Genomic DNA, 12,118 nt, shown 5'->3' on the forward strand with positions numbered 1-12,118 from the left:
GCGTTTGTCATATTTGACGGCCTTGCTGCGTGACTTTCGCCCGGGGATGCAAGGCGTTATTCCCATATCTACAAGGGCTTCACGGAACCAATCCGCATCATAGCCACGATCCCCAAGCAGCCAGTCGGCTGCTGGCAGGCTACTGACAAGAGCTCTCGCCCCAGTGTAGTCGCTTACTTGACCGGCGGTCATGAAGAACCGAATGGGCCGCCCAACCGTGTCAGCCACTGCATGCAACTTTGTGTTCATGCCGCCTTTGGTACGCCCGATCAGGCGTCTGCGCCCCCCTTTTTGACCGACAAGCTGGAAGCTGTCCGGTGGGCCTTGAGGTAAGTCGCATCGATTGAAATCGTTTTATGGTCAGGGGCTTCAGCGGCAAGGCCCTCCATAATTCGGGCAAACACACCCATATCGCTCCACCGCTTCCAACGATTATAAAGCGTCTTAGGTGGACCATACTCCTTTGGTGCGTCGAACCAACGTAAGCCGTTGCGATTAATAAAGATAATACCACTCAATACCCGCCTATCATCGACGCGTGGCACACCGTGGCTCTTCGGAAAACAGGGCCGAAGCCGTGCCATTTGATCTTCGTTCAGCCAGTAAAGATTGCTCATATAACCCCCGCAGTTTGGGAGCTTGAATCACGCCGAACCGACAACCTCAATCAGATTAATAGGTCCTGAGCCTACAAAGCCTTCAGCGCGTCAAGGACAGGACGCCAAGGGTTAAAACCAATACTCATACCGCTCCAACAGAAATCAGGATCAATGCTCAAAAAAAGAGCGTAATGCGCACCACAACGCACTTGGTAAATCCTTTTAATCTGCGTTAAATGGCAATAGCATTAGTGCAAGCTTTTGGACAAACGCTCATGTGAATACCTCTGGTTCGAGCTCTTCCCAGAATTCGAAAATCTTTGTGGCGTTCAACCCTGATCGCCATCCATGAGCTCTGAAATGTTCTCGGTCGAGATCACTATCAAGGCCGGACAGAAAGAGCCTCTTATCCGCATCGCGTTGTGTTGGGTTTCGCCGCGAAACCAGGTCCTCAACAATTGCCAACCGCCGCGCACGTTCGGTTCGCTCTGCAGTCCTTGTTTCGTATTCCTTGTCCTGTTGCTCTTGTTCGGAAGTCCTGCGCTGTGCAACTTCACCCACTGATGGGTCTGGCACTGCCGACGTCTTACTTTCTGGCGCTTGATAGTTGTCCCGCAAGGCAGCGGACAGAAAACCAAGAGTCGATTTAACTCCATCCCTGCCCTTGGCATATTCGAGCTTCTCCCGAACATAGTCTTCGCCATGTTCAGAAATCCATTGTCGCGCCAACCTGTCGGACACACCTTGCTGGCGCAGCGTCTTGTAGATTGTCAGATTGCGAACGCCATCTTCATCATCAATCTCAAACATCGCTTTCTGCGGGTTACCCTTTATCAGGAACCGGATATCTGTAACTGTGCGGCCTTTCTTTTGGAATTCAGGCTCAATGAGAATATCAGAGCTTTTGTTAACTTCGGCGACAGCTGGTTTAATGATCTTGGCATTTAGGTGCTTGAAGCTGCCATAGTAATCGCTTCCGTCGACCCCCATGAGCTTTCTGAAGACTTCCAACGCCCACCAACCCGTCGATCCTGTCCGGACAAATCGATAGCAATTTTCATAAAGCGCTAAACCGTGTCCCGAACTAAAATTCCTCTGAATCTGGACATTTATTAACGCGTAGATCTTCGGATCATAGAGTTTCTGCGCCAATGCTGGTGAATATGCATATTCACAGATTCCATTCTTCAACTTTGCAAAACTCAGCAAAGATGAAACACCCCATTCCTGGCGTCCCTGCTCATCCAACATATCCCATTCAGCTACCGTTTCAGCCAGAGCGCGCAAGCTAGCTCGCAACGTGTCAAAGTCGTTTGAGTTATATCCAACCATCATCGCCAACGTCCGGGCGTCAACTGTATGGGTCGGGGCGGACGTCAGCGCGTCATATGCATTCAACAACAAAACATTCGACAACTTGCGTTGCAACAGCGTCAACTTCCCGCTGATGTGAATCGCGGCGACGTTTTTCTTAACTGTCTCCCGACGCAGCGCGCCTGAGAGGTTGTCCATGTTAACTTGTGTATCCGGCATGATTCTGCCTGGCTGCTCGTTTGCTCATTATTTGCATGATAGGTACCTAAGTTGCAATCTATTTTGGGTGCCTAAATACAGGATGACGCCAATCCCGTGGATGGGTACCTTTCGACGTAAGCCCGAAAGTTATCCACAGAAACGCATAGGAAAGATTCGCACGAAGCAAAAAACATGCAAAAATCTCGTGCCCTGAACCCCAATTTAGAGCCTTTTTTGGGGAAAATACTAGCGCCCTGAGAATCGGGACCCTTCTAACCGTATCTTGGTGCCAGACGTCCTGTACTTGGGTACTCAAAATCCCGTATGGGGGTCCCCTTGACCCTGTAAATGGTTACTCATCAATATGTAATCTGTTGTAATAAATACGTTTTTCTACCCTAAAGATTCCAAATTATACAAAATAACTAAACGATTTGTTGCGTTCTGCTTTATTGATTATTTAAGTTTCGTGGCGAAACCTAGTAGGAACTACAACTTCAGTGGAAAAAACGAAGAGGAAGGATAGCCTCTCATCTAAATGTTCGCTACATTGCGCTATATACGCCGCCAAGGCGAACATTACCTGAGGTACCGACAGTGAATAAGACCAACCAACCTCCCCTGCCCCCTTATCTCAATCTCGATCCGGAAAAAGCAGCGGCAAAGTTACCTGATCCTATTGGAACTTCACGATTCGCTAAAGCAGCCACTTTCTGTGCAAAAGGACGCGAGGATTTAGCCCGGAGAGGCTACGCACCCGACGGTGAAAAACGGTTACGTCGTTTCTCTATCTGGGAGATCACCAAATACTTAATTCCCGTAGCGCCAGCTCACCTAAGACGTGTTCTCAAATCAAATACTGAGCTACCACAAGGAGAGGGAGAAGCAGGGTCAAAGTGGTTTACTCTTGAAGAGGTTCTGACACTTAGAAAGCACTTTGCTGCGGAAGGTGTCAGTACCAAGGAATACTTGCCATACCGACCAGACGGCCTGCCAGCCAAAGTCGTATCAGTGGCGAACTTCAAAGGCGGCGTTGGCAAAACTTCAACTGCGGCTCACCTCGCTATGTCTGCAGCATTGGATGGGTACAAAGTTCTTGTAATCGATTTGGATAGCCAGGGATCGATGACGTCAATTCTTGGCGGAACAGTTGCGGACGAATGGCAAACGGTATTTCCGCTGATAGCCAAAGATTACGCAAGGGCCGTTCAAGAAGAGAACCGCGTCAGACAGGTTGGCGGGCAGGCCGAAATCCCTTTGGACGAAACACTGCAAGAGGCGCTAAATACAACCCCAACCGATGTTATTCAGAAAACCCATTGGCCCAATATTGACCTTATTGGTGCCCAACTGAATTTGTATTGGGCAGAGTTCCAGATTCCGGTGTGGCGTATGGGATTAAGAAGTTGGACATTGTGGGATGGCCTCACCAATTTCCTCGAGAATGAGGGTGTTCTCAACGATTACGACGTCGTCTTCATTGATACTCCTCCTGCACTTGGGTACCTAACTATCAACGCACTGGCTGCGGCTGACATCCTTTTGGTGCCGCTTGGAGCTTCGTTCCTGGAGTTCGATTCAACCGGCCGGTTCTTTGACATGCTCTATACGACATTCGCAAGTATTGAAGATGGGGAAAACACCGCCCAACGAGCAGCCGGATTGCCTGAGTTGAAATTCGAATGGGATGTCGTTCGGGCAATCATTACCCGATTTGATGCCAGTCAACAGACAGATATGGCGAACGTGATCCAGGCGTACTTTGGCGACTTCATGAACGCATACCGACAGGATTTCACCGCTTTGGTCGGGCAGGCGGGTGAACAGGTTAACGGGATTTATGAGGCTGACTACCGAGATTTTAACCGTGAAACCTATGTCCGTGGGCGTGAAACTTTTGATCGTACCTACGCGGAATTCAAAGAAGTTCTAATAGGTTGCTGGTGGCGAGATGCCCAGTTGAGAGGTGAAAATAATGGCTAAACGTAGAAGGCTTGCTGTTCCAAACACAGCGGAGTTGGAAGAGTTGGAGGCGGGTTTCGCGGCGAAACCTTCTTTGAATCCGTTTGAAGGTACAACGTCTACACCTCCGATCGCGCAAGTTGCAGCTGAAGCTGCTTCCTTAAGTGGGATGACAACTGTCACAGATCGTGTCGAATTGGCCAAGGATCAAAGCGACGCAGCAAGGTGGCGAAACGCAAAGGATGCTGGTTTGGTGGCTGAAATGCTGCCGATAGAGTTGATTGATGCCGAATATATTCGTCGAGATCGGATGGTCGAAGACGAAGAGGCTATGGCGGAACTCTTGGAATCTTTGAAAACAAATGGGCTGCGTACACCTATTGAAGTGACGCGTGAAGGCGAGAGCTTTGGTCTAATTTCGGGGTTCAGGCGCTTAGACGCGTTTAGACGATTGTCCAAAACTGATAATCTGTTTGCAACCATTCCTGCCTTCGTGAGAGGCGCCGGATCGGGGCAGGGGGTTTACGTATCGATGGTCGAGGAAAATGAGCTACGCTCTAACCTAAGCCCATACGAGCGTGGACGTATCGCAGTTCTGGCTGTTGGGCAGGGGATATTCGAGTCGACTGAGGCCGCGGTAGAAGTACTATTTGCGACTGCCTCCAAAGCCAAGAGATCGAAGGTTCGCAGCTTTGCCATGGTCCACGAAGCGCTCGGCGACCTACTGATGCATCCTGTGGCAATTTCGGAAAAAGCGGGTTTGAAACTCGCGGCGGCGCTGAGAGAGGGTGCCCAAAGCAAACTTCGCCAGGCTCTTGCAGAAGCTGAGGTTATTGACCCAAAATCCGAATGGGATGTTCTCGAAAGCGCAATGAATTCTTCTCGTTCACCCAAGGCCAAGAAGGCTCGTGGGGGACGCCCGCAGCTAGTGAAACCATTAACGCCGATTAAGTTGGCTGGAGGAGGGACACTACAGGCCGAGCTGTCACCAGACGAAGTTCGTATTAGGGTACGGTCGCCGGGAGTGTCAGAGGAAGATGCTCAGGAACTAATAGAACAGATTGCACGCCACTTGGGTTAGTTTCGTGCCGAAACCGGGAAAAACGCTTGTTTTTCTCTTTTCAGATTCAGGGCCAACATTGAAAAATTCATGCGACCGCCGGATTCTCGTTGTAGTAAGCATAAAGTGAGCATAATGATCACTAAATGAATTAGTTCTGCGTAATATAAATATATTTGGGACTACGGTGACACAGTAGCAAATTTTGACCATTGACCTTTGTGGCATAAGTACCTGCGCGGCGACCGGCGTTACCCAGTTGAAGGTTGATCCATGATTGCTTTCATAGGTGCGCAGTATCCAAAAGCAGTGATCCCGTTGGCAGTGTGTTTCCATGTTAGATACGGTGTCTGCTATCGAGATCTGGAAGAAATCATGGCCGAGCGCGGTGTTTCGGTGGACTGCACCGCGCTGAAACGATGGGTAACACGGTATTCTGGTGCATCGCTGAGGCAGCCCGTCGCCGCATAGCGCCATGTGACCGTTCTTGGAAAATGAGCACAACCTACATCAAAGTTAAAGGTGCGTGGGTTTACCCCTATCAGGCACACGTCTAATACGGCTAGACCCTAGAATTCATGCTTTCACGACGTCGAAACAAACCGGCCGCGACAAAATTAGTCACCCGGATGGTGGGGGGCAAGTTTTTCCCTGCACCGGCGACGCTAAACGGGATCGAAGTTGCGCATGAAATCCGCCAAGGCCAACTCATGTCTGGGCTCTGTCCGTTTCGGCAGCCCGCCGAGGGAGCTGTCTAACTTCGGTGTTATCTCAAGAACAACTGTGCACGTTCAGAACTTTGCAACAAAGCCTCATTGGCACATTTTCTTGTCTGGATTGAATATCACGCAGGATCTAACGATTGTTCTCTGGCGTGCTTCAGCATGATCTCTTCGAAATGCCGCGACTGTCCTAGGGGTGTCGTTTTGTATGTCGTGTATTTCTTCTTGTGATACGCAGTTTCCTCTCGAGATTTGGAGGAGATCCTAACCGAGAGCGGCGTCACCGTTGATCATGCGACGCTCCGCATTTGGGTGGTTAAACTCGCCCCGTTTGGTCGATTTCGAAGCGCACAAGCGAAAGAAAGCCTGCTCGGCTTCCTGACGCATGGGTGAAACCCATGTCAAAATGCTCGGCCAGTGGACGTGACTTTACCGCGCAGTCGTTCGCGATCTAGGAGCCGATATTCGCGCCGCAGGCGGCAAAATTGTGGTCTGAGCCCATCTCGATTGTACCGTATATTGAACGAACTAGTACATTGAACCCCTATACTTTCGCTCGCTTAGATTGAACTATTGGGCCATGATTTTTAATTAATACTTTGGCAAATTTGAATGCCCATTCTTGGGCAACTAATTTCGCCATAAAAGTTGTAGTATGTCCTACAGATCGTCGCGTATTGGGCGGATCCAGGTTCAGCTATAGGCAGGCAGCGAACCCTTCAAGAGCAGGTCATTTTGGGGCGTACTCGACTGGCGCAAGATTGGCAACCTTTCAACTGGAAAACAATTGTGATCGCTAGGGTAAGTTCCCCCTAAAAATTCATAGGCGAATGTAAAAACGGACTGAGTAACTGTCGTATTCTCTTCCAACGGACTAAGTGTAGAAAAACGTTTCGGAAATTCACAATCGTCGTTTCATTAGTAATACTCTGAGATGCACCCAAAGCCAGCGCGCAGGACACAATCGAAAACCAAATCCGGGAGTATCCAAGCCAAGAACAAACCCAAATGGTGAATCTCTGGTTGGAAAACAACGAAAAGGGAAGGCTCCAGTTTACAAGTCTTTTTGATCCCACCGATGACACTGTGATTGCACCACAGGCAACAGTGAATTATGGCTACAACTGGTTCAGCGTGTCTGATGGCCCAGCTATCATTCACGCGCCGACCTATGACAGGTTCTTCTCTATTTCGATCTTTGATTTGAACCACAACACCACTGCGGTCATTGTGAATCCCGACCTGCCTATTCTGATCACACGTCCGGGCAACCCGTTCCCAAGGGCTCATATGGCCACATCGTCAACCTCGAAACGGATCAGGGCCTCGTGTTTACCTGTATGTCGGTCTACGAAAACCTCGGCGAAGTACCGGGCCTTGGCAAATCCATCACAATGGACGGCGGTAAGGGGAACATGATTCGCAATGTTCAAAGGTTCTCGTCCGAAATTGAATGGCAAGCTTTGGAAATTATCTATGCGATTGTGTTGAATGGCGGCAGACCGAGTGTTTCTTTTGGCAAGAGATATGGAGACGTTGGGGAGTTGTCGCTCGCTGCCGGGGTCCAGCAAAGGCAGTTGGGCACGCCACCTGACGCCGTTGGTTACAATGCGCTCTTCACGGACATCCAAGGTGAACTGTTCAATGGAGAGGGCACGCACAAAGTAACGGTTCCGGCAGGAATAGTGCATGACGACGGATATCGTTCGATTACGGTCTACGGGTCCGACGACAAGCTTTTGATACCCAATGATCAAAACGGGTACGATCGGACGACCTTTTTGTCTGGAACCAACGAAGACGAAACCCACACCGTGACGCACAGCCCGGATGGCAGCGGCCAAAACGGCATCCCGACCAGGACGCCGATTTACGTTCTTCTGCGCGCCTATTTGCCTGTCGCCGGAGCAGTCATAGAAACTGTTGTGGAGAAGCAATATATGATCATGCATTTAAAACTATTTGCCTTGTCAGCAATTTGCAGCACTGTATTTTCCGGCGCTTGCATTGGCGGACAAATGCCCGTCACCCTCGACAACTACAAGGTTGCGGAAGCCGGTCTGAGTTTTTCTGATGCCGCCAAAATTGCTGGTGAATACAATGTTTGCTACCATCCCGATGGCTTGGTTGCGTTTGATGAGCAAGCGGTTGATCGGATGAACTGTGACACCGTTCGCTCAGCCTACGTCGCCGACGTCAGCAATGGTGGGACAATCACTTTGCGGGATGCTAGAGATCGCTATCTCTCGGCCATGGTTGTACAAATGATCACTATATCGATCAGGTTCTTTTGGAACCGGGCACCCACGAGATCAAATCCGAAACCGATTTTGCCCTCATTGTTGTCCACATCCAGATAGATGCCAACGACCCGTCTGATATTGAGAATGCCTGGAAACCGCAGCAACAGCTTGTTACAGAGACTGGAAGTCAGAACGATCCTGTCATTCCGGATTAAGATTTGGATGAGTTACTGGCTCTTCGTACCGAACTGCTCAAAGAAGGCTCGGTGCTTGGTTAGCTTGATGGGATGCAGTGCCCACGGGGGAGGTTGATGAGCAAAAGCATATTCTTGGCACCACAATGACCTGGGGATTGCTGCCACCTGAGAACGATCAGTATCTATCGTACTTTAGTAAGGAATACGTCTCTGAGCCGAACAATTGTTCGACGGCAACCTATGCACGACCACCAATGCTCGAAGGCGGCTTTTTTAAATCACTGTATGTCGTGAGGACGGCTATACCAACACTGAGAACGCCATACTGAATAGATATACTACTATGTTCAACGACGACGATACATTCACCGGCTCGATAGGAGACACCGTATCGAACAAAAAAACACATTGCGAACGGGTTCACCTCTTTTTGATACTGCGCACCTATGAAAGCAATCAAGGACCAACCTTCAACTGGTTAACACCGGTCGCCAAGCAGGAACTAATGCCGCAAAGGTCAATGGTCAAAAGTATGCTATGGAGTCCTAGCGTTCTGCTCCGCCATCCCTTCGCATGGTCAGAGCAATACGTTTGCGTTGCACGTCAACCTCGACCACGGTGACTTTGACTACCTGGCCCGTTTTCACCACCTCATGCGGGTCTTTGACAAACCTGTCCGCAAGCTGACTGACATGGACCAAACCGTCCTGATGCACGCCCACGTCGACGAAAGCGCCAAACGCGGCCACATTGGTGACTGTCCCTTCCAGCACCATTCCAGGTTTCAGATCGGTAATCTCTTCGACCCCATCAGTAAACGAAGCGGTCACGAAACTAGGGCGGGGATCACGACCTGGCTTTTCCAGCTCTGAGAAAATGTCTTGCACAGTCGGAAGGCCAAAATCTTCATTCACGAACTGTTCTACGCGCAGCCCTTTCAAGGCACCGTCATGCCCCATGATTTGGCGAATATCACGACCACAGGCAGATACGATCCGTTTCGCAAGTTTGTACGCTTCTGGATGCACCGAGGACGCGTCCAAGGGTTCCACGCCATCCCGTATCCGCAAAAAACCTGCGCACTGCTCATAGGCGCGCGGCCCAAGACGCGCGACGCGCAGCAACTCCTTGCGGGATTGGAACGCGCCGTTGAGATCACGATGCATAACAATAGCCTCCGCAAGGCCGGGTCCAAGACCAGAAACGTGTGAGAGTAGGGGGGCAGAGGCCGTATTCAGATCCACACCCACAGCATTCACAACGTCTTCGATTACGGAAGCCAGCGATTGTGACAGGCGATGTTGATCAACGTCGTGCTGGTATTGACCGACGCCAATGGATTTTGGTTCGATTTTTACCAGTTCCGCCAGCGGATCCTGCAAGCGGCGGGCAATCGAAACAGCGCCACGCAGCGATACATCCAGGTCTGGAAATTCACGCGCGGCCAATTCTGATGCCGAATAGACCGAAGCTCCGGCTTCTGAAACGACAACCTTGGTTGGGGCTTTGACGCCCTTCGGCAGCAGTTTTAACGTGTCAGCAACCATCTTTTCGGTCTCGCGGCTCGCTGTACCGTTGCCGATAGCGATGAGGTCGATCTTATGGGTTGAGATCAAGCGCAGGATCGCCGCCTGCGATCCGCGCAAATCATTCTTGGGTTGGAATGGGTGCAAGGTTTCCGTCGCAACCACCTTGCCTGTTGCATCAACGACTGCGGCTTTGACGCCGGTTCGGATTCCAGGGTCCAACCCCAAGGTAGCCCGCGCGCCGGCAGGCGCGGAGAACAATAAGTCTTTGAGATTGCGTGAAAAAACATGAATTGCTTCGTCTTGTGCACGGCTGCGTAAATCGGCCATCAACTCGACCATCATCGAAAGGGACAGTTTTACCCGCCACGTCCAGCCGGCAACTTTCCGCAGCCATTTATCACCGGGTGCATCGCTGCGTGTCTGCAGATGAGCAGCCACCATAGCTTCGGCTCGCGCGGCGCCAGCCTCGGGCTCGGGGGCGATGTCCAGCGTCACGATCCCCTCTTTCGACGCTCGTAACATTGCCAGGGCGCGGTGCGATGGGGTCTTGGCCCAAAGCTCCGAATGATCGAAGTAGTCGCTGAACTTGGCACCTTCTTGCTGTTTACCGTCGATCACTTTCGAGGTCAGCAAGGCCTCTCGTTGCATGAAATTTCGCAATTCACCCAGAAGGGCGGCGTTTTCAGTCAACCGTTCAGTGATTATGTCCCGAGCGCCATTCAATGCGTCCTTTGTCGTGGGAACCGCTTCACTAATGTAACCCTTTGCCAGCCCTTCGGGATCTGCGGAACGGTTCGATAGGATTGCATCGGCAAGCGGTTCCAGCCCGTTTTCGCGCGCAATCATCGCCTTGGTGCGGCGCTTGGGTTTATAGGGCAGGTAGATGTCTTCCAGTTGGGCTTTGGTGTCTGCCTGCGCGATGGATTTCGCCAACTCGTCAGTCAACTTGTCCTGATCCTTGATTGAACTCAGGATGGTTGCGCGCCGCGCCTCTAGTTCGCGCAGATAGGTCAAACGGTCCGACAAAGTTCGAAGTTGCGTGTCATCCAACCCGCCAGTCACCTCTTTGCGGTAACGCGCCACGAATGGAACCGTGGCCCCTTCGTCCAGCAATTTTACCGCTGCACCGACCTGTTCGGCGCGGGCGTTGATTTCGGTGGCGATGGTGCGGGCGATGCGGTCCAAGGGGGCCTCCTGAATTCAATTGGGAGGAACTTCTTAGCCAGCCGCACCGCTAAGGGAAAGAGAAGATCGCGGGCCTTACACCTATTCGGCCAAAACCAGCAAATCTTCGTACAGGGTTTTCGCGATCTCAACGTGTCCACGGGCGGTGTTGCGTGCGCGAGCAGCGAAACGTCTTTGCGACGGCAGGCGCGCACCCTGATCGACGATGTCGGCAAACAAGCGTTCGGCGCGCTCATCATTTGCTGCGGCACGACCACCGCTGAACTGGGCGGGGTCAAAAGCCAGAATGATCTCGCCGTGATAGGGCGCGCCGCCTTGGCCCTCGGCAAACTCCATGCTTTCCAGGCTGGTCAGGTCGTCGATCAACGGACCGGCCAACAGCTCGATCATGATTGACAGTGCAGACCCCTTGTAGCTGCCGAAGGTCAGCATCGCCCCCTCCATCGCAGTTTGCGGATCGGTGGTCGGATTGCCGTCCTTGTCTATCGCCACACCTTCGGGCAGGGGCTTACCCGCCCTGTGATAAAGCTCAATCTCACCACGGGCAAAGGCGCTGGTGGCAAAATCAAACGTGAATGGGTCTTTGCCCTGACGCGGCCAGCTGAAAGCCAGCGGGTTCGTACCCAGACTGCCACGAGTGCCCCCAGCCGGTGCGACCCAGCTGTGGCTGGGCACCATCGCCATCGCGGCCAGACCTTCTGAAGACAGGCTTTCCACTTCGGGCCAAAGGGCCGAGAAGTGAAAACAGCGGTTGATTGCCATTGCAGCGATGCCGTGGGTGCGGGTCTTTTCGATCAGCACAGGCAATGCTTCGCGAAAAGCCAGCAAAGACATGCCTCCGCGCGCATCGACACGAACAATGGCATTATCCGAAGGCGCAACAGCCGGGGCCACATGCCCGTCAATCTTGCCGGTTTTCATGGTGTCATTGCACATGAACAGGCGGAACAACCCATGAGATTGGCAATCGTCGACCTGGCAGGTCGTCAATACATTGGCAATGGCGGCCGCGTGTTCCGGGCCAAACCCCGACTTGATCAGGATGGACAGGCTGAGGTTCCGGATCTCGTCCAGTGTCAGTTTGACCGTGTCGCTCATGCCGCGTC

Annotated in this window: 7 protein-coding genes and 2 pseudogenes; 5 read left to right on the forward strand and 4 right to left on the reverse strand. The window is 51.8% G+C overall.

Annotation, left to right across the window (positions count from 1 at the left end):
• Window positions 1–617, reverse strand: a pseudogene (locus RUA4292_RS23930) (IS5 family transposase); the annotation flags it as partial.
• Between the two features lie 255 nt (window positions 618–872).
• Entirely contained in the window at window positions 873–2,132 is a 1,260-nt protein-coding gene (locus RUA4292_RS06725) for a replication initiation protein (RefSeq protein WP_058276908.1), read from the reverse strand.
• Window positions 2,133–2,711: 579 nt separating this feature from the next.
• On the opposite strand from RUA4292_RS06725, the gene RUA4292_RS06730 reads away from it, so the two are divergent.
• From RUA4292_RS06730 to RUA4292_RS06745, 5 genes and pseudogenes are all read left to right on the forward strand, one after another.
• Window positions 2,712–4,097 carry an AAA family ATPase gene (locus RUA4292_RS06730; RefSeq protein ID WP_082637029.1) on the forward strand — a complete coding sequence of 462 codons (1,386 nt, stop codon included), beginning with the start codon at window positions 2,712–2,714 and terminating at the stop codon, window positions 4,095–4,097.
• Window positions 4,090–5,157 (forward strand): ParB/RepB/Spo0J family partition protein, encoded by a 1,068-nt coding sequence (locus RUA4292_RS06735; RefSeq protein ID WP_058276909.1) that lies wholly within the window; start codon window positions 4,090–4,092, stop codon window positions 5,155–5,157. Before RUA4292_RS06730 ends, RUA4292_RS06735 begins: the two co-directional genes overlap by 8 nt.
• A gap of 252 nt (window positions 5,158–5,409) precedes the next feature.
• Window positions 5,410–5,765: pseudogene (locus RUA4292_RS25205) on the forward strand (DDE-type integrase/transposase/recombinase); the annotation flags it as partial.
• 1,101 nt (window positions 5,766–6,866) lie between these two features.
• Window positions 6,867–7,277: a DUF1254 domain-containing protein gene (locus RUA4292_RS25630; protein ID WP_370737414.1), complete on the forward strand. Its 411-nt coding sequence runs from the start codon at window positions 6,867–6,869 to the stop codon at window positions 7,275–7,277.
• Window positions 7,199–8,218 (forward strand): DUF1214 domain-containing protein, encoded by a 1,020-nt coding sequence (locus RUA4292_RS06745; protein WP_199519992.1) that lies wholly within the window; start codon window positions 7,199–7,201, stop codon window positions 8,216–8,218. The genes RUA4292_RS25630 and RUA4292_RS06745 overlap by 79 nt, the downstream gene beginning before the upstream one ends.
• A 625-nt stretch (window positions 8,219–8,843) precedes the next feature.
• On the opposite strand, the gene RUA4292_RS06750 is transcribed toward RUA4292_RS06745, so the two are convergent.
• Entirely contained in the window at window positions 8,844–11,012 is a 2,169-nt protein-coding gene (locus tag RUA4292_RS06750) for a Tex family protein (protein ID WP_082637030.1), read from the reverse strand.
• An 81-nt stretch (window positions 11,013–11,093) separates the two neighbouring features.
• The gene (locus tag RUA4292_RS06755) at window positions 11,094–12,110 is read right to left on the reverse strand and encodes an Ldh family oxidoreductase (protein WP_058276911.1); all 1,017 of its coding nucleotides are present in this window, start codon (window positions 12,108–12,110) and stop codon (window positions 11,094–11,096) included.
• Window positions 12,111–12,118: the final 8 nt, after the last annotated feature.

Origin of the sequence: Ruegeria atlantica, from assembly GCF_001458195.1 — a bacterium.
Classification (GTDB): domain Bacteria; phylum Pseudomonadota; class Alphaproteobacteria; order Rhodobacterales; family Rhodobacteraceae; genus Ruegeria; species Ruegeria atlantica.